Annotated in this window: 19 protein-coding genes; 10 read left to right on the forward strand and 9 right to left on the reverse strand. The window is 32.1% G+C overall.

The features are described 5' to 3' along the window. Nucleotides 1-108: 108 nt before the first annotated feature. Nucleotides 109-888, forward strand: a complete 780-nt coding sequence (locus KM029_RS18125; RefSeq protein WP_158631100.1) for a hypothetical protein — start codon at nt 109-111, stop codon at nt 886-888. 100 nt (nt 889-988) lie between these two features. Here the strand turns inward: KM029_RS18125 and KM029_RS18130 are convergent, their stop codons facing one another. Continuing rightward, nucleotides 989-1,489: an acetyl-CoA carboxylase biotin carboxyl carrier protein subunit gene (locus KM029_RS18130; protein WP_144074597.1), complete on the reverse strand. Its 501-nt coding sequence runs from the start codon at nt 1,487-1,489 to the stop codon at nt 989-991. 131 nt (nt 1,490-1,620) lie between these two features. On the opposite strand from KM029_RS18130, the gene KM029_RS18135 reads away from it, so the two are divergent. Together KM029_RS18135 and KM029_RS18140 are read left to right on the forward strand one after the other, a co-directional pair. Beyond that, nucleotides 1,621-2,379 (forward strand): outer membrane beta-barrel protein, encoded by a 759-nt coding sequence (locus tag KM029_RS18135; protein WP_144074598.1) that lies wholly within the window; start codon nt 1,621-1,623, stop codon nt 2,377-2,379. Then, nucleotides 2,379-2,876, forward strand: a complete 498-nt coding sequence (locus tag KM029_RS18140) for a hypothetical protein (protein ID WP_144074599.1) — start codon at nt 2,379-2,381, stop codon at nt 2,874-2,876. The genes KM029_RS18135 and KM029_RS18140 overlap by 1 nt, the downstream gene beginning before the upstream one ends. On the opposite strand, the gene KM029_RS18145 is transcribed toward KM029_RS18140, so the two are convergent. Beyond that, nucleotides 2,873-5,314 carry a bifunctional UDP-N-acetylmuramoyl-tripeptide:D-alanyl-D-alanine ligase/alanine racemase gene (locus KM029_RS18145; RefSeq protein ID WP_144074600.1) on the reverse strand — a complete coding sequence of 814 codons (2,442 nt, stop codon included), beginning with the start codon at nt 5,312-5,314 and terminating at the stop codon, nt 2,873-2,875. The two genes, KM029_RS18140 and KM029_RS18145, sit on opposite strands and share 4 nt — an antisense overlap. Nucleotides 5,315-5,817: 503 nt before the next feature. On the opposite strand from KM029_RS18145, the gene KM029_RS18150 reads away from it, so the two are divergent. The 4 genes from KM029_RS18150 (at nt 5,818) to hemF (ending at nt 13,731) form a co-directional block, all read left to right on the forward strand. Beyond that, the gene (locus KM029_RS18150) at nt 5,818-7,206 is read left to right on the forward strand and encodes an MATE family efflux transporter (protein ID WP_144074601.1); all 1,389 of its coding nucleotides are present in this window, start codon (nt 5,818-5,820) and stop codon (nt 7,204-7,206) included. Between the two features lie 3 nt (nt 7,207-7,209). Continuing rightward, nucleotides 7,210-7,755: a 5-formyltetrahydrofolate cyclo-ligase gene (locus tag KM029_RS18155; protein ID WP_144074602.1), complete on the forward strand. Its 546-nt coding sequence runs from the start codon at nt 7,210-7,212 to the stop codon at nt 7,753-7,755. A gap of 512 nt (nt 7,756-8,267) precedes the next feature. Further along, the gene (locus KM029_RS18160; RefSeq protein WP_144074603.1) at nt 8,268-12,842 is read left to right on the forward strand and encodes a translocation/assembly module TamB domain-containing protein; all 4,575 of its coding nucleotides are present in this window, start codon (nt 8,268-8,270) and stop codon (nt 12,840-12,842) included. Further along, a complete protein-coding gene (hemF, locus tag KM029_RS18165; protein WP_144074604.1) occupies nt 12,823-13,731 on the forward strand; it encodes an oxygen-dependent coproporphyrinogen oxidase in 909 nt (302 codons plus the stop codon). The genes KM029_RS18160 and hemF overlap by 20 nt, the downstream gene beginning before the upstream one ends. Before the next feature lie 155 nt (nt 13,732-13,886). On the opposite strand, the gene KM029_RS18170 is transcribed toward hemF, so the two are convergent. The 6 genes from KM029_RS18170 to KM029_RS18195 form a co-directional block, all read right to left on the reverse strand. Next, nucleotides 13,887-14,081, reverse strand: a complete 195-nt coding sequence (locus KM029_RS18170; protein ID WP_144074605.1) for a hypothetical protein — start codon at nt 14,079-14,081, stop codon at nt 13,887-13,889. Nucleotides 14,082-14,181: 100 nt separating this feature from the next. Continuing rightward, nucleotides 14,182-14,811: a class I SAM-dependent methyltransferase gene (locus tag KM029_RS18175; protein ID WP_158631101.1), complete on the reverse strand. Its 630-nt coding sequence runs from the start codon at nt 14,809-14,811 to the stop codon at nt 14,182-14,184. Beyond that, complete coding sequence (locus KM029_RS18180; protein ID WP_144074607.1) at nt 14,808-15,647, reverse strand: UbiA prenyltransferase family protein; 840 nt, start codon at nt 15,645-15,647, stop codon at nt 14,808-14,810. Before KM029_RS18180 ends, KM029_RS18175 begins: the two co-directional genes overlap by 4 nt. Before the next feature lie 8 nt (nt 15,648-15,655). Further along, complete coding sequence (porD, locus tag KM029_RS18185; protein ID WP_144074608.1) at nt 15,656-16,561, reverse strand: type IX secretion system protein PorD; 906 nt, start codon at nt 16,559-16,561, stop codon at nt 15,656-15,658. Between the two features lie 67 nt (nt 16,562-16,628). Continuing rightward, nucleotides 16,629-17,837 (reverse strand): bifunctional phosphopantothenoylcysteine decarboxylase/phosphopantothenate--cysteine ligase CoaBC, encoded by a 1,209-nt coding sequence (coaBC, locus tag KM029_RS18190; RefSeq protein WP_144074609.1) that lies wholly within the window; start codon nt 17,835-17,837, stop codon nt 16,629-16,631. Nucleotides 17,838-17,943: 106 nt separating this feature from the next. Further along, nucleotides 17,944-18,249 (reverse strand): DNA-directed RNA polymerase subunit omega, encoded by a 306-nt coding sequence (locus KM029_RS18195; RefSeq protein ID WP_144074610.1) that lies wholly within the window; start codon nt 18,247-18,249, stop codon nt 17,944-17,946. Between the two features lie 329 nt (nt 18,250-18,578). Between KM029_RS18195 and KM029_RS18200 the strand changes: the two genes are divergently transcribed. Genes KM029_RS18200 through KM029_RS18210 form a run of 3 tightly spaced genes read left to right on the forward strand, consistent with a single transcriptional unit; the run spans nt 18,579 to nt 20,565 of the window. Further along, nucleotides 18,579-19,412: an ABC transporter ATP-binding protein gene (locus tag KM029_RS18200; RefSeq protein WP_144074611.1), complete on the forward strand. Its 834-nt coding sequence runs from the start codon at nt 18,579-18,581 to the stop codon at nt 19,410-19,412. Between the two features lie 24 nt (nt 19,413-19,436). Next, entirely contained in the window at nt 19,437-20,201 is a 765-nt protein-coding gene (locus tag KM029_RS18205; protein WP_144074612.1) for a hypothetical protein, read from the forward strand. Nucleotide 20,202: 1 nt separating this feature from the next. Continuing rightward, nucleotides 20,203-20,565: a GntR family transcriptional regulator gene (locus KM029_RS18210; protein ID WP_144074613.1), complete on the forward strand. Its 363-nt coding sequence runs from the start codon at nt 20,203-20,205 to the stop codon at nt 20,563-20,565. A gap of 217 nt (nt 20,566-20,782) precedes the next feature. Here KM029_RS18210 and KM029_RS18215 read toward each other — a convergent pair whose 3' ends face one another. Beyond that, entirely contained in the window at nt 20,783-21,913 is a 1,131-nt protein-coding gene (locus KM029_RS18215; RefSeq protein ID WP_144074614.1) for a hypothetical protein, read from the reverse strand. Nucleotides 21,914-21,917 lie beyond the last annotated feature (4 nt).

Raw genomic sequence — 21,917 nt, forward strand, 5'->3', positions numbered from 1 at the left:
TGAATGTGTTTCGTCAATTTTGCCGTTGCATAGTTTTAACTAAATACTAACTAAATATTAAATAGTCTCAATTACATGGAGATGTTTATTACTAGAAATTACTACAGATTGCTTCAAATCTTTTTTTTATTGTTGTCTGTATCTGCCACAAAAGCATTAGCTCAAGATGGAGAAATGGTTATCTCCGGTATTTATAAAGGTGCTAATCTTTATGTAGAAAACCCTATGTTGACTGATGGGTCTTTCTGTGTAAGTAAAGTTATTATCAATCACAGCGAAATGCAAAAATTGCCCAAGGCAAGTGCATTTGAAGTTGATATGGCACATTTAAAAAAAGGTCAAGAAATTAGTGTTATCATTTTTCACTCGAACGATTGTGTTCCAAGAATTTTGAATCCAAACGCAATTCGTGATAAAGGACATTTTCAATTTGTTGAACTAGACATTACTGAAGATGGTCTTGAATGGGAAACCAGTGGGGAAGCAGAAGAAGGAAACTTTGTTATTATGAGGTTTGAACACAATTCTTGGGTTGAAGAAGTGATTGTTCAAGGTTTAGGAACAAATAAACTGAATAAGTACAATTATAAAGTTTTACATCATTCTGGCGAGAACAAATACAAGTTAAAGTACCTTGAGGTAACAGGTAAAATTTATAACTCTAGTGAGTTAATGCATACTTCTTCTAGCGAACAAGTGAAATTTTATCCTAATAGAGTTACTAAACTTTTATCTTTTACAAGACCTGTAAAATATGAAATACTTGACCAATACGGTAAGGTGGTACTAAATGGAAACTCTAAAGAAGTAGATTGTGCCAGCTTAAATGGAGGCAAATACTATTTTGTAAATTACGATAATAAAACAGAGCGTTTCTTTAAAAAGTAGTACGCATTGTATTTTTATAAAAAAGAGTAAGCACATTTTTAAATATGCTTACTCTTTTTTTATGGGATTACATTTGCAAAAACTAAAACGAAATAAGGTTTTATTCTTCTATTTCAATTAGAACTTGTCCTTTTTCTACTGAACTTCCTTCTGTGGCTGCAATACTTTTAATTACACCTTTGATTGGTGCTTTAAGAATGTTCTCCATTTTCATTGCCTCAAGTATTATTAAATTATCCCCTTTTTCAACTTCACTTCCTTCCGAACATAATAACTCTAATACTTTACCCGGCATTGGTGCTTTTACTATGTTTTCATGACTAACAGTGGCTGTACCCATACCTAACTGTTTTAGTAAATCATCTAGTTTTGTAGTTGCTTCAATCTCAATTTTTTTACCATTGATCTTTATACATGCATTTTTATAATTATTATCTGCTGTAATTATTTCTACATCAAACCTTTTATCATTATATATAGCAGTGTATACATTATTATGTGTGGGTTTTAATTTTAAATCAATAGTTTTGTTGTCGATTATTAAAGATTGTTTGTCTTTAATAACAGAATGTTGATTGTTATTAATTGTGATATTTAACATAGTGATGTGTTATAAGTTGATCAAAGAATTAATCAATTTTTTAAATATGTTTATTGTTGTTTATGTGGTGTATTAGATAATTTGATTCTAATTACAACCAAGTTAAAAAATCTACACTTAAAATTATACTAATGCGATATTTAAAGTTAGGTGTTTCTGTGATGTTATTTTTTATGACATTTACTACTACTTACGCACAGGAAAATTCACCAACCCAAAATGACCAAGGAAGTTCGAGTCAAACTTCTACGGAATATCAACAAAATCAATCTCAGCCTCAGCAAGAAGTTGTAACAGGTTCTACAAAAAAAGCAATGGAATGGGGCTTTTTTGGCGGTCCAATTTGGTCTATTCCAAGTGGTAATGCACCTCAGTTAAATACAAATATTAATTATGCTAATACAAGAATTAAAGCAAGAACTGGCGTGAATCTTGGCTTTAAATTTAACTTCTTTATCTCACAAGATCTATCGTTAGAATTTGATGTAATGTACAATGCGCTAGGTCAGAAAACGCAATTTTCTGGTTACTACCATGAGTTAGGTTATTCTGATGAATCTGTAAATTATACTGATGTTCTAAATTACTTTACTTTCCCTGTATTAGTAAACTATTATTTAAGTGATAATATCTACCTTAAAGGAGGGCTTTATGGAGCAGCTTTGGCTAGTGCACACAGAAGAGAAGGAAGTTTTACAGGAGACTACCAAGATACTGACAACCTATACAAAGGTGGTGATTTTGGTTTTACTGCTGGTATTGGTGCAGCAATGAATCATTTCTTTTTAGAATGGAGATACTCTAGAGGATTTATTGATATAACTTTTGAAGATGACAAGTTTTACAATCAAAACTTTCAGTTGTTAGTTGGTTTTAAATTTAAGGGATAATGAAAACAAGACATTTATATATATTCATAGGTTTTCTTCTTGCATTAGCAAGTTGTGGATCTGAAATTGATGGAGACTCGGGTGATAATGGATTGCCAGAAAAGGGTAATTTTATTTATAATTCTGATGTAGTGTATTATGATAAGCCAGGTGGAGATGAAGTACATCAAGAATCTTTTCAGGGTTATATGGTCTATGATGGTAATAAAAAGAGTTTAGCTTTTAAACCTTATGATGGCTCTGATTGGCAAATTACACTTCAGAATAGTTTACAGTTAGGTACAGATTCTGTTGCGTGGCAAATTGATAATCAGATAGTTTCTCTTGGAGGTGAAGATTTTACATTAGAAGGCTTAGATGTTTTTTCTATTAATGGCCAGGAATACCACTTATTAAAAACACAAGATTCTATCTTTGTAAAATACAGATCTTACTTATTGGATAACGCAAGTCCAGTAAATTATACAACAGCAAGTGTAAAAGGAGAGGAGTTTTAACCCTCCATATAATATACTCTCTTAACTCTTTGACTAATTGAGGTAAGAATTTCATAAGGAATTGTATTAATTTCTTTAGCAATGGTAGATATAGAACGGTTTCTTCCGAAGATGATAACTTCATCACCAACCTCGGCAGGGATATCCGTAATGTCTACCATTGACATATCCATACAAACATTACCAATTATAGGAGCCAAGTATCCATTAATAATAACCTTACCTGTACCGTTGCTTAAACGTCTGTCAAAGCCGTCTGCATAACCAATACCTATTGTAGCAATTTTCCTTTGTCCTTTAACTACACCTTTTCTACTATAACCAACAGTATCGCCGGTATTCATTTGTTTAATTTGAGCAATTACGGTTTTTAAAGTGGCAACGGTATGTAAATCTTCTTGTTTCATTCCATTTACTTCTATGCCATGTAAACCAATACCTAAACGAACCATATCCATTTGTGCATCTGGGTACCTTACAATTCCTGCAGAATTTAGGCAATGTTTAATCACTGTATACCCAATGTTTTTTTCTAAAAGGGCTGTTGTTTTTTTAAACGATTCAATCTGCCCTTTACTGTATAAATCATGAATATTTTCGTCTGCACCTGCCAAATGTGTAAAAGCTCCTGTTACTTTAACCTTGTTTTTCAACCTGTCTAAAACTCGGAATAAATAAGGAAGTTCTTCTTCTGTAAATCCTAAACGATGCATTCCAGTATCAAAGTTAAGCTGAATTTTAAATGCCGTTTCTGTATCTTCTTCTTCCAAGTAATGCTCCAAAGCGTCAAGCATTTCAATACTGTAAATTTCAGGCTCTAGTTGGTGCATTCGCATTGTTTCGAAAGAATCTGGAGAAGGAGTAAGTACCATAATTGGTGTTCGAATACCATTTTCTCTTAATTCAACGCCCTCATCTGCAAAAGCAACGCCCAAATAATCTACAAGGTTATATTGTAAAGTATTGGCAAGTTCAGTTTTTCCACTTCCATACCCTAATGCTTTTACCATAACCATTATTTTGGTAGTACTGTGTAGTAAAGAACGGTAAAACATTAGGTTGTGAGTTACAGCATCTAAGTTAATTTCTAGTTGGGTGCTGTGTATTTTTTTCTGAAGAAGTGCTGCTACTTTTTCAAACTCAAATTGTCTGGCACCTTTTAATAATATGAGTTCTTTAGAAAAAGTGATAGACTTATTTTTTATAGCTTTTCTGAAAGTGTTGGTATCAGTAAAAAACGAAGTATTTAATCCTTTAAATATTTCTTGATGTGCTTGTAATTGCTTTCCTACACCAATAAAACGTGTAATTTCATATTCATTACACAACTCATGTACTTTTTTATAAAGTGCATTTTTATCAGTATCACCTTGTAGTAGATCTGATAATATAAGTGTTCTTGATTTATGTTCTTGGTTTTGAGCAAGGAAACTTAAAGCAATCTGAAGCCCTCCTAAATCATTGTTGTAAAAATCGTTTATTAACGTAGTTTGTTGTATTCCTTCTTTTTTTTCAAGACGCATAGGGATGCTTTTTAGTTTACCAATACGGTTATTGATTTCACTAAATTTATAGCCCAAATGTACCATCATCGTTGCACAGTGCATTGCATTTTCAAAAGATGCGGCATCTGTAAAAGGAATATGTAACGTATAATCGGTGTTTCTGTAAACTACGTTAACTGTGTAATTTTCTGTATTTTTTATGCTGATTGATGCAGTCTGATCGTAACCCCAAGTAACACATGTGCAAGACTTAGTTTGCATTTCTGCATCAATTAGTTGGTGGTCTTTACAGTAAATCACATAATCGCAGTGATTAATAAGCGAGCCTTTCTCTTTTACCTTTTGTTCTAAGGATGTAAAATGTTTATCGTGTGCAGAACCAATATTAGTAAAAAGCCCAATAGTTGGCTGAATAATAGAAGCAAGATGTTGCATTTCGTTTGGTTTGGAGATTCCTGCTTCAAAAATTCCTAAATCATGTTTTTCGTTTATTTGCCAAACAGATAATGGAACCCCAATTTGAGAGTTATAGCTTTTTGGACTTTTAACTACATTTCTATCTATTTCTAAAATAGAATACAACCACTCTTTTACAATCGTTTTGGCATTAGACCCAGTAATACTTATTACGGGTAAATTGGGATATTGTAAACGATGGTATTGTGTAAGTTTCTGTAGTGTATCTAGTGTATTTAGGCAATATATAAATTCAGCATTTTTGTATTTATAGCCTTCGTCAAAATCACTAGTAACAACAAATTTCCGCACTCCTTTTTTGTATAATTCTTCTATAAAACTCTGTCCGTCTCTTTTTATGCCTTTTAAAGCGAAAAAAATTGTTTGACTTGGAGCTGTTAATAACCTACTATCAATCAGTAAATATTTTGCTTTCCAGAAAGGGGAGGAAAAGTCTATAGAATTCGAATTATTCATATAAATTTTTAAGGGATTGAATACAAAGTTATACGAATATCTGAAATGATAAAGTTAATGTCTATTGATTTATGAATTGTTTGATTTCTGCTGATTGAGTGTTTTGGAAGTGTGGGAAACAAAAAAGGGAAAGCGTTTCCACTTTCCCTGCTCTGTTAATGTTATATTTTAATTTGGCATGTTTACGTGACATTCGTATTAGAATAAATAAGTAAAAAGGTAGGAGTGCACTTGTATTCCTGCCTTTGTTTTTTAGTAAAATATGGTTGAATCACACTTTGTGAAATTTTGATTTTAGTGGAAAAAGTGGTTTAATTAACTTGTTCATTTTGTGTGATTTATAATTAAATACTATGAATATTGGTAGTTATGGATAATAATGGTTAATCTAATGTGTTTACTTACAACAAATCCAAAAAACACTCGTAATTTTGTAGACCGATCAATTATTATCTCCTCAAGAATTGTTTGTTTGATTGGTTTACAAGTAAGCATAATTTTGAATGAAAAGTATTCTACAAAAATATTCATATCACTATAAAGATACATTGAAGTTGGCACTTCCTGTTGTTATATCACAGGCAGGGCAAAACCTAACAAATATTATAGACAACGTAATGGTGGGCCATTACAATACAGTTTCTTTAGCAGCGGCAGGGTTTGCTAATAGTCTGTTTGCTATTTTCCTAGTTTTTGGAATTGGCTTTGCTGTAGGCGTTACTCCGTTAGTTGGAAAAGCCTATGGTAGAAAAGATTATGTTGAAATGAGAAGTCTTTTTAAGCACAGTATGTTCTTAAATGGAACTTTTGTTTTTGTTCTCCTAATAATTCTTTTTGGTCTTTCTAGACTAATGGGGTATATGGGGCAAACAGAAGAAGTAGTAGAAGCATCGCGTACTTATTTTATGATCAATGCTTTTTCTCTTGTTCCAATGATGGTGTTTTTTACCGCTAAGCAATTTGCAGAAGGTGTAAAGAGTACTAAAGTTGCCATGTATTTTACGTTACTGTCTAATATTATCAACTTTGTTATCAACTATGTACTTATTTATGGTAAATATGGTGCACCAGAATTAGGTTTAGTAGGTGCTGGAATCGGTACATTTGTGGCCCGTTTAGTTGGTGGTGTAGGCATGATGTTCTACGTTGTAAACAATAAACAATTTCATAAATATATAAGTGGTTTTATGGCTGTAAACATTCATAAAGAAAAGCTTATAGCACAGATGAAAATTAGTTTACCAATTGGCTTCCAGGCACTAATGGAAGTAGGTGCATTTGCTGTAGGAGCAATGATTGTAGGTACAGTTGGTACACAACCAATGGCTGCACACCAAATTGTTATGAGCATGATATCGCTTACATTTATGATGGTAAGTGGTGTAGCTTCTGCCGTTTCTGTTAGAGTAAGTAATTACTTTGGTCAGGATAATTGGGAGGAAGCCAGAACTGCAGGGTTTACAGGACTCCAATTTGCATTAGCAGCCATGTCTATTTCTGCCATTAGTTTTGCTGTATTTAATAACTTTTTACCGTCTTTATTTACAGATGATCAAGAAGTAATTCAGTATGCTGCTTCTATGTTAATTTTTGCTGCTTTATTCCAACTTTCTGATGGAGCACAAGTGATTATGACAGGAGCTTTAAGAGGAATAACTGACGTAAAAGTCCCTACTTTTATTTGCTTTATATCGTATTGGGTGGTTTCACTACCTTTAGGGTACTACCTAACTACATATACAGATTTAAGCTTTTTAGGAGTATGGATAGGTTTATCAACAGGTCTAACATTGTCTGCTATTTTATTGTTTATTAGATTTACAAGTAGAACAAAACATGAGATTGAAAGAAGATCAGTTGCTCATGCAGAAATGAAACCTGTAACCGCCTAACTTTTGATAGCGTTAAAGAAAAAATTACGAAAAGAAATAATTGCTAAAAGAAATCAACTTACGCCTAGTGAAGTACTTTTAGCCGAAGAATATATTGCAGCAGCATTCTGGGATCAAGTACCCCAAGGTGCTGCTGTTTTACATACTTACCTACCCATAAATAAAGAGGCATCTACTTATAAAATAATAAAGAAAGCTTTGGCATTGGGGTGGAAAGTTGTAGTGCCTAAAACGTTGCCTAATAGAGAGTTAAAGCATTTAATACTTCATAGTGTAGAACATTTAAGAGAAGAACGTTTTGGTACATTAATACCAGCTATAGAAGAAGAGTACACAGGAGATTTTGATCATGTACTCGTTCCGGGAGTGGCTTTTTCTTCTAATTTAGGACGCATGGGGTACGGTGGCGGCTACTATGACACCTTCTTATCAACAAAAAAAAATACAAAGAAATGGGGTATTGGATATTCGTTCCAAATGAATGAAAATTTACCTTTAGAAGAACACGATGTGAAGATGGATGCATTAATAATAGCTCCTGTAAACTAATCTTGAACTTTATTTTAATGATTTGATTTTAATCAATTTATATGAATAATAATGATAGTTTTACATAAGACATTTTTACTGAGGCACGCTATTTATACCCTCAATCATTTTTAAATAAAGTAATGATAATCGAATAAACCGCGATTGTTATTGCTTTATTTTTTTGCCAAAAATCAATTCAATTCAACTTTCGGTAACATTATTTGCTACTTCTTATCATCTATTCCTTTTATTTTAAGATTGATCTCTATTTTTTTATAAAAAATTACGGAAAGGAGGCACGAAAACCGTATTTTTGAAGGCTATCACATTAGTAGTTTTATCATAGATAAGATTTATGGTTTATTACTTACAATAAGCACAACAAACTTTTGGGGAAGAAAAAACAAAAAAAAGTACTTACAAATTGGCAGAAGCTAAAAAGACGCTTTCTATTAAGAAAGGGACTTAGGTTTGTACGTATTTGGTTTTTCAGATTCATTGCATTGCTTATATTTTTGTGGTTAAACGTAATGAGTTTTTCACAAATACCACAAATCCAATCGGTTTTAATAGACAACCTAACAACGGCAATTACCGAAAAAACAAAACACCCAACTACTATTAAAAGTGTTGATATTGATTGGTTTGATACATGGACCTTGAATAAGGTGCAAATTTTAGATTTAGATAGCATTCCATTAATTGAAGTAGGCACAGTTAAACTAGATTTCTCTTTTATTAAGCTCATCTATAACGATGATAATTACATTCATGTAGAAGAGACCACACTTCAAGATGTTAATGTAGAAATGACCATGGATTCTGGGGTTGACTCTATGAACAACATGACGAAATGGATTCAGTATTTATCTGGAGATCCAAGGGGGATTCATCGTTTTGAGCATAAAGAACCAGGAAATATTCACTTAGAATTTGATAAAGTCTACTTACGTAATGCTCGTTATTTTTTATTAAATAGCACAGTTCCTCATAGAGAAAAAGGTCGTTTTGATGTAAATGATATGGAATTTTTAGATATCAATGCAGATGTATCTCACTTAAAAATTGTGAGAGATACTATTGCTATGGATATCAAAAATTTAAGTGCGTTAGAGCGTAGAAGTAAACTAAAAATTGAAGACTTAGATAGTTACCTCGGCATATCCTCTACAGGGTTAACATTAAGTAATTTAAAAGGAGATATCGGTTCTAGTAGTGTAAGAGGTTTAATTGACCTCCAATACGATGATTATTCTGATTACAACGATTTCTACCATTGTGTAGTAATGAATGTAGACCTTAAAAAGTCCGTTTTACATACCGATGACCTGTCTAACTTTTTTGTATACTTTGATTCTATTCACGATTACATAGCCGGAGATGTTAAACTAAAAGGCAAAGTAAATAGCTTTAAATTACAAGATACCAATCTGAGATTTGGAGGAGGAAGTAGAGTGAGAGGAGATTTTGTGTTTGATAAGGTAATGGCAGACGAACGCACTTGGATGAACTTGGCATTTGAACCGTCTTATTATTATGTACAAGATCTTTTACCCTATATACCAGAATTTACACAAGAATATATAAGTATGTTTGGTAGTGTATCTTTAGATGGAGATTTTCAAGGTACTTTAGACGATTTTGAATTAGATGCAATTGTAGATTCTGAACATGGAAAGTTAAATCCAATAATGGATATTTCTATGAAGGAGGAAGAATATAAAGGCTATTTAAAAATAGATAGCTTAGATTTAAATGGTGTTTTTGGCTATAAATGGTTAGGTGAGCTAGACTTTGAAGGAGATATTGATGGTAAAGGTTTTACTATTGATAAAATGAAATTGAAAGTAAATGCTAACGTCAACCGTTTAGGTATAAATGGATATACATACAGAAATATAGCCCTAGATAGTACGTACATTAAGGAGAAATATTTTAAAGGAGGACTGTTGGTAAACGATCCTAATTTAAAGTTTTTCTATCGAGGTCTTTTTGATTTTAATGATAGTACTTTCGATTTTAAAGCAGGCATAAATGTCCCGAACTTCAAAAAAATAAACCTTGCAGACAAAGATGTTGGCTTAATAACGAATATAGAAGCCTCTTTTGATAAAGTTATTGACACAGGAATTTCTGGAGGAGTTAATTTTTACGGAACTAAAGTTTTTAATAAAGAGAAAGAACTTAATATAGAACGCTTAATGGCGGTTACCAAAGTGATGGGGAACGGACTTAGGTTACTAAATATTGAATCTGATTTTCTTGAATTTAATATGGCAGGGTTCTTTAATGTTTCTAACTTAAGTAGAGATTTATCCGAACTGTATTCAGAATCTAAGCTATCAATTCTTGGTAGTGAAAAAGAGAAAGAAAGCTATTACGCTAAGAAAGAACGTAAAGTAGAGAAAAAAGGAATTTTAAATTATTCTGTTGATGCTGAACTGACAATTATTAATGTAAATGATCTGTTCTCCATTTTTACAGATAGTATTAATATCGCCAATAAATCAAAAGTAATTTTTGAAGCTGATTTTGGAAGGCGACAAGGTGTAGATGCAAAATTACGTAGTGATCATATTTCATTTTATGGAGTAGAGTTAGACTCTAATCAATTAAATTATTTTACAGAGAAAAACCATTTAGAGCAGAGCTTTAATACTTCTATTAATGTAATGTCTAAACATCAAAATGTTAATGGCGTAGCGTCAAAAGATTTCTCTTTCGATGCGTTTTCTTTAGAAGATAAAATCATATTTGATACAAAAACCAATTTTTATGAGCTTAGCACTGCACTTAATCTAAAAGGTGATATAGGTATTGAGCGTGATAGCATGATTTTTAGGTTGCCTCAATCAGAAATTTATTGGGAAGGCGAAACTTGGACAACAGCCTCAAATTTACCATCTAAAGTTGTAATTTATCCAGATGGTGTTCGTTTTCAAGATTTTAACCTTACCAATGCAGCAGACGGATTTGTCTTCCTAAACGGTCGTGTTCAAAAAGATATTGAAGAACCTCTTCATCTAAAAGCAAATAGCTTAGACTTAACTTATTTCGAGAAGTATTACGAACAAGAAATTAAAGGTACTGTTGATAGTTTAGATGTTTTTATAGAAGATGTTTTTACAGACCCTAGAGTATATGGCCATGTAGATGTTGATAGTTTAGATATTGATAATTATTACTTGGGTGATGTAAATGGGCAGTCTTCATGGACAAAAGAGGCATTGAATGTGAACCTTCAGATTTTAGATAGTGCCAAACAAAAATTTCATCTAATAGGAGGGTATTATCCTCAAAAAATTGGTAATGAACTAGATTTAAAACTAGAAGTAAATGACTTACCAATTGGTATTTTTCAGCCTTTTATTGATGAGGTTGTAGAAAAATTAGAAGGTGATGTAACAGGTTGGATAAAGATCTCAGGTACAAAAGATAAACCAAAACTTTGGGGTAATGTATTCGCACAAGAGGGCATTATTCAATTGGTATACCTAAATGTGGAGTATAAATTTGGAGATATAGGTTCTTTAGCAAAAATTCAGGTTCGGCCAGATAAAATTGTTACAAGCGATTTAAAAGTAATGGATGAATATGGGCATTTTGCTTTTATTAATGGCGGGGTAAAGTATCAAGAGGGCTTTAAAGATTTACTAATAGATTTAGGTGTTGATTTTGACGACTTCTTTATAATGAAGAAAGAGGAGAAAGGTAATGATCTTTTTTATGGAACTGCATTTGGTACTGGTGATATAAAAATTACAGGACCTTTTGATGATATTGCTATTGATGTAAATGCAACAACCAATAAGCGAACAAAGATATATATACCATTAAATGCCATTGATTATAATGAGACAGACCCATATATTGTTTATGTAAAAAGTGATTCTTTAAAGAAAGTAGAAGCACAAAAAGAACATAAAGAAGAAGAACTGTCAACAGGAATTCAGCAAGCCAATTTCCAGGTAAATATGAACTTAGATATTACTCCTGATGCGTATTGCGAAATGATTTTTGATAAGAAATCAGGCGATATTATTCGAGGAAATGGCCTTGGGAAATTGCAAATGAAAATTGATAAGAACAGAGATTTTGAGATGTTTGGTAATGTTGAAATCGTAAAAGGAGCTTACAATTTTACAATGCGAGTTGCAGAGTTTAACCTAGTGGATAAAAAGTTTGTAATTAATAAAGGTTCAACACTCCAATGGAATGGTGATCCATTTGCAGCACAGATGGATATTGTTGCTAAATACGAACAAAGAGTAAGTTTATTACCTTTAATTGATATTCAAGATAGTACGGTAAGGAGTGCTCCAGAAATTACAAAAAGGTATCCTGTAGATGTAGACCTTATGATTAAAGGGCAGTTATCTGCACCTGAACTTGGTTTTGATATCGATATTCATGATTACCCAGCAACGGTAGTGACAGAGTCTGGCCCAATTTCTTTAGAAAGTTATGTAGCAGGTTTTGAAGAAAGAATACACAGAGATGAACAAGAATTAAATAGACAGGTTTTTGGACTAATTGTATTAAGACAATTATTGGCCAACGATTCTTATGATGGATTTGGGCAAACGGCCTCCAGTAGTGTAAGTGAATTATTGACCAACCAATTAAGCTATATTCTCTCCCAAGTGAATGAAAACTTTGAGGTAGATTTAGACATGAGTGGTTTGGATAGAGAGGCATTACAAAACTTACAAATGAGGTTGTCTTACACTTTTGCACAAGGTAAAGTAAGGGTAACAAGAGATGGCGGTTTTACTGATAGTCAGAATCAAACTACGGCAGCCTCTGTATTAGGAGATTGGACCGTAGAAGTTGTTTTATCACAAGATGGAGCGTTAAGAGCAAAATTTTATCAAAAATACCGACAAGATGTTTATATCACTTCAACCAACCAGGATAATACATCTTTAACAGGAGCGAGTGTTATGCATACCAAAAGTTTTGATAGTTTTAAACAAATTACTTCTCCGTCAACAACAAAAGACTTAACAGAAAAGCCTAAAGGATATAGAAAACACCTCAGACAAAAAAGGCGAGAAGAAAAGAAAAAGAAGAAACAGAATAGACATGAAAACAATCCAAAGTAGCGAAATTATAGCATGGTTTAAAGGCCTGCAAAACGATATATGTAGAGATTTAGAGTTAATTGATGGAAAAGCTAAATTTCAGGAAGATTTATGGGAACGCCCTGGTGGTGGTGGCGGAAGAACTCGTGTTATTAAAGGTGGAAAAGTTATAGAAAAAGGTGGTGTAAACTTTTCTTTAGTAGAAGGGCAGTTAAGCGAACCTATGTCTAAAGCATTAAAAGTAAATGCAGCGGATACCTTTAAGGCAACTGGTGTTTCTATTGTGCTTCACCCTAAGAGTCCGATGGTGCCAATAATCCATATGAACGTTCGTTATTTTGAGTTATCTAGTGGAGAATATTGGTTTGGTGGAGGAATAGACCTTACACCACATTATGTTGATAAAGAAGCTGCAAAATTATTTCATAGCCATTTATTTGATGCGTGCGAAAATTCTAAATTTGGTTATTACGAACGTTTTAAAAAATGGGCCGATGATTATTTCTTTATCCCTCATAGAGAAGAAACTAGAGGAATTGGTGGTATCTTTTTTGACCGTCTGCATCATGAAAAAGAAGGTTTAAATCCAGACCAATTATGGCATTTTGTTCAAGATGTTGGAGAATCTTTTATCCCGGCATATAAAGAACAAGTGCTTAGAGCTAAAGATAAAGACTTTGGAAAGCAAGAGTTATTATGGCAACGCCTAAGAAGAGGCCGTTATGCAGAATTTAATCTTGTGTGGGATAGAGGAACAAAGTTTGGTTTGGAAAGTAATGGTAGAACAGAATCAATTTTAATGAGTTTACCACCCGAAGCAAATTGGGAATACGACCATCAGGTAAAAGAAGGTTCTAAAGAAGAAGAAACATTATCTCTTCTTAAAAAAGGAATTAATTGGTTAGGATAATTTAGTACCTAACTAAATCAAAATATTAGGCTTTATAATGTATTATGTAATACATTATAAAGCCTTTTTTTATAAAAAAAGGTCCTATGAAATAAATCATAAGACCATAGAAGTATAGTATGTAGTTGTTATATAGTTTTCTTGATTTTTATCATTTATGCAGATGGCGTGTAATCATAACCAGGATCAACAGGAACAGGGTTTTCTGGAGTTTCATCTGGAAGTTCATTGTCTGGAACTCCTTCAATAGGGTGAACAGGAACTATTGGTTCAATTGTATCATTTGATTTGTTACAAGAGATTGTGAATAAAGACGTTAATGTGAAAATAGTAATTAAAATTCTTTTCATTGCAGTTGATTTTAAAAGTTTTTATATAGCTTTTTAAACGCTCTACTTTTACAAATTGATTACCTTTTTTAGATCAAGAAATTCCGAAAAAGTACCAAAATTATTTTTTTTCAACTAAAACAGAAAAGATCATTTTCTTATACGTTGTAGCAGTTGCTTTTATTCTAAAATTATTGGTGGTAATGAGTTCAACGTAATTATATAAAGTGGTATTTTGAAGATTAGCGGTTACTTTAAAAAAAGTAATCATACTCCAATGAAGAAATTTATGTAAGTATTTTAATGGTTTTTTACGTGCTATTCGGAAATCTGATATGAGCCATAACCCTCTTTTATTTAATAGAGATGGAGTGGTTGAAATGAATGTTTTTAAAGCTTTTTCCTGTAGTACGTCTAAAAAGAAGTTTGTGATAATTAAATCAAATTGCCCATAGTTTTTAGCAACTTCATAACTATCGGTAACATAAGTTATTGGTGCAGAAACAATATGTTTTTTTGAAAGCTCCATCATTTTAGGAGACATCTCAATATAAACAATCTCTGAAGGCTGTAACCTTTTATCAATTTCTAGAAGTAATTTACCAGTACCACCCCCTATAAAAAGGATACGCCTACCTAGGCTTATTTTATCAAAATGTATGCTTTGAATGGACGTTATTGATTTGCCAAAAACAAGATAGGCGAGTGCATCATAAATAAACGCTACTCCATCAAATCTATCTTTTTTCATAAACATAAATAGAGTAGTGGAAAGAGGAAAACAAAGTCGCCAAAGATTCTAAAATAATCATCTTTAGAAAAAAAATCAGCCTTAAGGTAAATAATAATTAGGCATATTCCCATAAGTAACAACACATTTATAGCTAGTAAAAGAGGGGTGTTCCAAAAGAGGTAATAACAGAGGGAAATCATACCAAAGAATAAAATAATTAAAGTATTTATTCTCCATTTAATGTATTTGTAACCCAGTTTTCTAGCAGCAGACAATAAATTATCCTTAGTATCTGATTCATAATCAAATAAGGCAAATTCTAATAAATTAATGGCTGCTAGTATAAAAAAGGTGAAGGTAAAGAGATAATATTGAGGTGTTAGGGTTTCGCTTAAGCTAAAAACAGGTAAAGCAACACCACAACTGTATATTAAGGCTACTGTAAACTCTTTAAAAGTAGAGAACGGTAGCGATTGTAAGTTGATAATTAGTAAGTAAATGCCTACTAAAACTCCAAGAATGACTCCATGATAGAAGATTATTTTAGGAACATAAAAGAAAGTGAGGACTAAACCAATAAGGATTAGTAGTGCACAAAGGCTACTTAAAGTTTTTTTATAACGCTGATGGAAGGCATGTCTAAATGTATGCGCAGTATGTTGTATGGAATGTGCATCTAATAGATGATCTAATGTGTAGATTACCCAAACGGCAATTCCTAAAGCAAAATATACATTGGTTGGAATAATAGTATTATTGATTTTAGCTAAAAACATACAACAAAAAATAGCCCCAATAGCAACATCGAGGCTTAACGCTTGTATATGATTATAAAGATATTTTATCCAACCCATTAGATGGTTTACTGCGTTTTTAAGAGTTTTTTATAAATTCCAGCATGGGCAGGGTCTAGCTCTAAAAGTATTCTACCTACCTGATCTGCCTGCTCTGTAGTTGCTTTTGAGAATAGATTGGCAATTTCAGCACCTTTAGATGCCAAAAACACATCCATAGTTACAGAAATTGGAATACTCTTTTTTACCGCTTTAAGATCGTTCAGCCCTTTTATTATGTTATCTCTTGCTTCATCAGGTCTTTCGTCAAAAATATCTAAACCTTGACGATGATAGGCATAAAGAAACAATCTGAAATTCTCGAATTGAGGATCCATAAAATCTTTAGCAAGGTAAAAACGGTCTCTCTTGTCGCCAAAGGCAGACCAACCAGCTCTTCCATTTTGTTCTGCAAGGTTGGCAATTTCTAACGCTTTTTCGTAGTAAATAGAACCACCTTTAGGACTAAAAGAATCATAATCCATTCCTAAAGTAATGTAAGAGTAGAAGCTTAATAAAGCAACAATTTCAGAAGTGTACGCTCCTCTTGTATATACTAAACGGTCAGAATTATTGTAGGTAAACTGCCATTTAGAATCAAGAAAATTAAGCATTGGTGTTTCAAAAGAAGAGTTGTATATCGGTCGGATACTTTGTATCTGAACATCTGCAGTATAACTCTGTGAAGAAACATCTGAAGCATTTCCTAGCGTAACCATAATGTTAAGTTTAATTTTCTCAACATCTTCAAAACGGTCATCTCCCCATTCTTGATTGGTCATAAATTGCTGCATGGCATTTTGCATTTCAGTAAAAACTTGCGTTTCATTGGTCTGAACACGTTCGCCATTAATAGTAATTGTTGCTTGGAACTCTTGTGCATTTACAAGGTGTCCAAGTAATATCAAGAATGTAAGTGTTAGTATTTGCTTCATTATAATCTATTTGAAACTTCTATTACCAATCAATATACAACCTTTTGATTAGGCAACGAAATATCATTTATTTTTTCCTTAGTATGATTTCTTTGACGATATGTTCGGCAACTTCAACTTTAGAAAGCAGAGGAAGTTCTTTTGTTTTATCAGCCGAAACAATCACTACTTTATTAGTGTCATGTCCAAAGCCAGCACCTTTTTCTTTTAAGCTATTTAAAACAACAAAGTCAACATTTTTCTTAGTCAGTTTACCTTTAGCATTGGCTAATTCATTGTCAGTTTCTAAAGCAAATCCAACAGTAATTTGATGTTCTTTTTTACGTTCACCCATTGTTTTTGCAATATCGATGGTACGTTTCATTTTAATATCTAAATCACCGTCTTTCTTCTTGATTTTAGAATCTGAATAATTTAAAGGAGTATAGTCTGCAACAGCGGCAGTAAAAATACAAATATCAGCAGTATCAAAAATACTATCTACAGCTTTATACATGTCTTCTGCAGAAGCTACAGGAATGATATTAATATTGTTTGATGCACAAACTTGAACAGGTCCTGAAATAATAGTGACTTCTGCACCTTGTTGTGCTAATTCTTCTGCAATAGCATAGCCCATTTTACCAGTAGACCCATTTGTAATAAAACGAACAGGGTCAATTTTTTCTTTGGTAGGACCAGCTGTGATAATTGCTTTTTTACCAGAAAGAGGTAGTTCTTTTTTAGGAGAGAAAAACGAGGTAACAGCGTCTAGTATATGTTCTGGTTCCGCCATTCTACCTTTTCCTACAAGTCCACTTGCTAACTCACCTTCTTCCGCATCAACAATTAAATGCCCGTAAGAAGTAAGTATATTTATATTTCTAGTAGTTGAAGGGTGCACAAACATATCTAAATCCATAGCAGGAGCAATCATTACAGGGCATCTTGCAGAAAGATAGGTAGCCATTAAAAGATTATCGCATAAACCATTGGCCATTTTTGCCATAGTATTAGCAGTTGCAGGAGCAATAATCATTAAATCTGCCCATAAGCCAAGTTTTACATGGCTGTTCCATTCTCCCGTTTCTTCGTTAGCATATTGCGTTAAAACAGGGTTTTCTGATAATGTTGATAATGTAACAGGAGTAATGAATTGCTTTGCAGCTTCCGTCATAATAACCTGAACTTCTGCTTTTTGCTTTTTAAATAATCTGACAAGTAAAGCAATTTTGTATGCTGCAATACCGCCAGTCACTCCAATTAGTATTTTTTTTCCCTTTAGAATTGAGTCCATTTGTTTGTACTTCGTTATTTCGAAGAGTAAATGTAAAAAAAAAGAACTTCCCGATCTACATTGTAGTCATGGAAGTTCTTAAATCAAAATAGAATGTAAATTTCTCTTAGAAATTGTCATCTACCTTTGTAAAAAAGATCTTATCCTCGATCAACTCCTCTATTGCTAAAGATGTTGCTTTAGGCATACGCTCGTAAAAACGAGAAATCTCGATTTGCTCGCGGTTTTCTTGAACTTCTTCAAGATTATCCACTGTAGTAGCAAATTCAGACAATTTAGCATTCAACTCATCTTTTAAACGAGAAGAAATCTGTCTAGAACGTTTTCCAGCAATAACGATTGACTCATAGATGTTATGTGTATCTTTTGTCAAATCTGTTAAATCGCGAGTTACTATTGATGCTTTAGGCATTGATATATATAATTAATAATCGAATACTTCTTACAAGTTTGCTAATTTATTGCATTTTTTTTTTAATGCCAAAAAAATAGAACATAAAGTCGTAATCCTCGGTAAGTTATCTAAGGTTAGCTAAATAAACGTGATTGGTAGAGGAGTTACTAGCTCATTATTAACACTTATGATAAGTAATTAAAACTATTTTAAACATTGATGAAACCAAAGTATGTTATTAAGTGCAGACACTTTTTTTAGAAAATTGAATCTAAAATTTGGATTTAATGCATTATTGAATTACTATTGTAGTGTAATAGTTAAATAGTACACTAAAATAATAAGATATGATAATTATTAATAACCTTACTTTTGGATATTCGAGAAGGAAAATACTTTACAATGATTTAGAGCTTGAATTAAAAGAAGGAAATATATATGGTTTATTAGGTGAAAATGGAGCTGGTAAATCAACTTTACTGATGTTGATAGCAGGCTTAAAAACACCTTTTACAGGAACAGTAAATATTGGTGGTCATTTTGCTAGTGATGCATCTCCTGAGTTTTTAAGAGAAATTTTCTTTATTCCTGAAGAAATGACTTTCCCGAATGTTACCATAGAAAAATATTTATCTGTTTTAGCACCGTTTTATCCTAAGTTTGACCGAACAGCATTTTTCGAAATGATCACGGAGTTTGGTTTAGAACCATCGATGAACCTGCATAATATGTCATACGGACAAAAGAAGAAAGCATTAATTTCTTATGGTTTAGCTAGTAATACAAAATTGTTATTAATGGATGAACCGACTAATGGTTTAGATATTCCATCTAAAAGTCAGTTTAGAAAATTAGTAGCCAAATATATGACAGATGATAGAATATTTTTAATTTCTACGCATCAAGTACGTGATTTAGAAAGCTTAATTGATCCTATAGTTATAGTTGATAGTGGTAAAGTAGTCTTTAATGAAACATTAGACTATATCACAGAAAAGTTAGTGTTTACAGTAGCAGAAAAGGTAGATCAATCTGATGTTATTTATACGGAAAGGGGAGTGGCAGAAGATAAAGTTGTAGCACTTAATACTAACGAAGATTTTAGTAGAGTAAATCTAGAACTTCTTTTTAATGCTGTATTGACACAGAAAGAAGGAATAAAATCAGCCTTATCTAAATAATTAACTATCAAACTAAAAATCAAAATGGAATCAAAATTTAATATAAGAAGAATCAGTTTATTGTTTAAATATGAACTTGCTTTACTTCAGCATCCTATAACTGTAGGAATTATTGGTATCGTAGTTTTTATTCTTGCAATTAGTGCATTAGCTAGTAGTATAGAACCATGGGGTATTGTAAATAAAAATACATTAGGCTCAATTTATGGATTAATGTTAATGCTTGGTGGAGCAGTAATTAGTAGTTATTCATTCCATAGAGTATCAACAAAAGGTGGAGCATTAAATTACTTATCGTTGCCTGCATCTAGAGAAGAAAAATTCTTAGTTACATTTTTAAGTACAGCAATAATATATCCGTTAGGTCTAACTGTTGTTTTTATTTTGACAGAGTTTTTAGCTTCTGGAATCTGGATGATTATTGGAGGTAACTTTAATATGTACACATTGTCTGATATGGTAGGACAGGAAGGTCTTGCAGAATTTGTTAGTAGTTATTTATTTATGCACGCATTCTACTTTTTAGGTGCAGCATTATTTAAAAAATATGCATTCTTAAAAACAACAGTTTCCTTCTTCGCTGTATCTTTTGTGCTATGGATTTTAGGTGTCATATTATTTTTCGTATTCTTTTCAAACGGTGAGTTTGATAACACATCATTCAACTACCAGTTCGATTCAACTTCTTTGGAGGGAACAATAAAATATATTGTTAGAACAGGTACTGTGGCGGTAACAATAGCAATGTGGGGAATAGCATTTTTGAAATTCAAACGAAAAGAAGTTTAATATGGAGTTTACTAATAATAAAGCCATTTACCTCCAGATTATGGATCTTTTATGTGAAAAAGTCTTGAAGGGTACATGGGAAGGTGGAGATAAGATTCCGTCTGTAAGACAGCTTGCAGTAGAATTAGAAGTAAACCCAAATACGGTTGCTAGATCTTATTCTTCGCTACAAGATGATGGCGTAATTTATAACAAGAGAGGAATAGGTTATTTTATTTCAGAAGATGCCACTCACTTAGTAAAAAAGGTGAGTAAGCAAGAATTTATGAAACAAGATGCACCAAACTTTTTTAAAAAAATAAACCTCCTAGGTATATCCTGGGAGGAATTAACACAGATCTATCAAGATCAATTTAATAAATAACAGGTTTTCTATTAGTGTCAAATACATCAAATTAATTAGTATAAAGTTACCTAACTAACTAGTGTCAAAATAAGGTTAGGTTACTTTTTTAAAACAAGAGAGGTGCTATTTTTTATATCACTTCTTTAAATTAAAAACTCCCATTAAGAAATTAATCTTGATGGGAGTTTTTGTAATAAAGAAACTTAAATTTTCTTCAAGGCTCTTTATTTATTTTTTAGATGTGGTCTAAAACTGCAATCCATTTATCTGCTGCAGGTAATTGCTTTTCATCTAATAATTTATTTGATTTTGTAGAATGGTAAAAGAAACCAATATTCTTAGTATATAATTTATCACCTTTTCTAGAGAAGAAAGTAGAAGAATCAAGTAATCCGTTTCCTGTGTATGTTAATTCTTTGTAGCCAATTAAAGAAACATCTTTTACAGTTAATCCTTTAAATAATTCTACTTTTACTACCTTTTTATTAGCATAGTGTTTTTTATGTGAATTCTTAGCATTGTATACTTCTTCAGTTTTAAGTAAACCATTTTCAAGAACTTTTTTCCAAGAATCTCTAGAATTTAAACCATCTTTGAAAGAGATTGAGACTTTATTTCCGCTTTTAGTATATGAATAAGTTTCATCTAAGAATGTTCTACTAGGATCGAATTGTGTTAAATGGTATTCAGTAAGTTCTCCGTTTGAATTATATTTAAATTCTCTTGATTCACTATCACCAAGTCCGATCATTTTAGCATAAACTACTTTTTCGCCAGAAAATTTTACTTCAACACTAATCTTGCCTTTACTTGTTTCTTTAATAGAATAATCTTCACCAGAGTATGTATATTTATAAACTTCGGTTCCTTCAACAATTTCTTCTACTTTTCCATCTTGATTATACTTTAAAGTATATTCTTTATCAGTATATCCGTCCTTAGAAGTCACTTTACTAATATATCCATCAGAATTAAATGAGTAAGTATAAACTGTAACTCCTCCATATTCATTTTTAGCTGTAGAAGAAACGATTGCACCGTCTTTTGTACTATGAACATAATCTAAAACTAGATTTGTATTGCCATATAATAAGTTCGAAGATTTTGAAGATGTTGGGTTACCTTCTTTTCCTGAATGCTTGAATGAAATTAAATGAGCATCTCTTAAAGATCCAAAATTGATCACTTGTTCAAAAGAACTAACAAAATGATTTCTATCGTACATTCCTCCATTTTTTAATGGAACAATAACGTTCTTTGTTTTAGTGATATCGTTTTTATCTTCAGGTACTAATTCAGTATCTTTTTTACAAGAAAACGCTAATAATATAAAAGAGAATAGGATTAATAAATTTAACTTTTTCATAGTT

Origin of the sequence: Flammeovirga kamogawensis, from assembly GCF_018736065.1 — a bacterium.
GTDB classification, from domain to species: domain Bacteria; phylum Bacteroidota; class Bacteroidia; order Cytophagales; family Flammeovirgaceae; genus Flammeovirga; species Flammeovirga kamogawensis.

What these genes read in the sequence shown, in the direction of transcription:
- KM029_RS18130 (WP_144074597.1), bottom strand. Translation starts at nt 1,489, where the DNA reads ATGTTAAATATCACAATTAATAACAATCAACATTCTGTTATTAAAGAC.
- KM029_RS18135 (WP_144074598.1), top strand. Translation starts at nt 1,621, where the DNA reads ATGCGATATTTAAAGTTAGGTGTTTCTGTGATGTTATTTTTTATGACA.
- KM029_RS18140 (WP_144074599.1), top strand. Translation starts at nt 2,379, where the DNA reads ATGAAAACAAGACATTTATATATATTCATAGGTTTTCTTCTTGCATTA.
- KM029_RS18145 (WP_144074600.1), bottom strand. Translation starts at nt 5,314, where the DNA reads ATGAATAATTCGAATTCTATAGACTTTTCCTCCCCTTTCTGGAAAGCA.
- KM029_RS18150 (WP_144074601.1), top strand. Translation starts at nt 5,818, where the DNA reads ATGAAAAGTATTCTACAAAAATATTCATATCACTATAAAGATACATTG.
- KM029_RS18160 (WP_144074603.1), top strand. Translation starts at nt 8,268, where the DNA reads ATGAGTTTTTCACAAATACCACAAATCCAATCGGTTTTAATAGACAAC.
- hemF (WP_144074604.1), top strand. Translation starts at nt 12,823, where the DNA reads ATGAAAACAATCCAAAGTAGCGAAATTATAGCATGGTTTAAAGGCCTG.
- KM029_RS18170 (WP_144074605.1), bottom strand. Translation starts at nt 14,081, where the DNA reads ATGAAAAGAATTTTAATTACTATTTTCACATTAACGTCTTTATTCACA.
- KM029_RS18175 (WP_158631101.1), bottom strand. Translation starts at nt 14,811, where the DNA reads ATGAAAAAAGATAGATTTGATGGAGTAGCGTTTATTTATGATGCACTC.
- KM029_RS18180 (WP_144074607.1), bottom strand. Translation starts at nt 15,647, where the DNA reads ATGGGTTGGATAAAATATCTTTATAATCATATACAAGCGTTAAGCCTC.
- porD (WP_144074608.1), bottom strand. Translation starts at nt 16,561, where the DNA reads ATGAAGCAAATACTAACACTTACATTCTTGATATTACTTGGACACCTT.
- coaBC (WP_144074609.1), bottom strand. Translation starts at nt 17,837, where the DNA reads ATGGACTCAATTCTAAAGGGAAAAAAAATACTAATTGGAGTGACTGGC.
- KM029_RS18195 (WP_144074610.1), bottom strand. Translation starts at nt 18,249, where the DNA reads ATGCCTAAAGCATCAATAGTAACTCGCGATTTAACAGATTTGACAAAA.
- KM029_RS18200 (WP_144074611.1), top strand. Translation starts at nt 18,579, where the DNA reads ATGATAATTATTAATAACCTTACTTTTGGATATTCGAGAAGGAAAATA.
- KM029_RS18205 (WP_144074612.1), top strand. Translation starts at nt 19,437, where the DNA reads ATGGAATCAAAATTTAATATAAGAAGAATCAGTTTATTGTTTAAATAT.
- KM029_RS18210 (WP_144074613.1), top strand. Translation starts at nt 20,203, where the DNA reads ATGGAGTTTACTAATAATAAAGCCATTTACCTCCAGATTATGGATCTT.
- KM029_RS18215 (WP_144074614.1), bottom strand. Translation starts at nt 21,913, where the DNA reads ATGAAAAAGTTAAATTTATTAATCCTATTCTCTTTTATATTATTAGCG.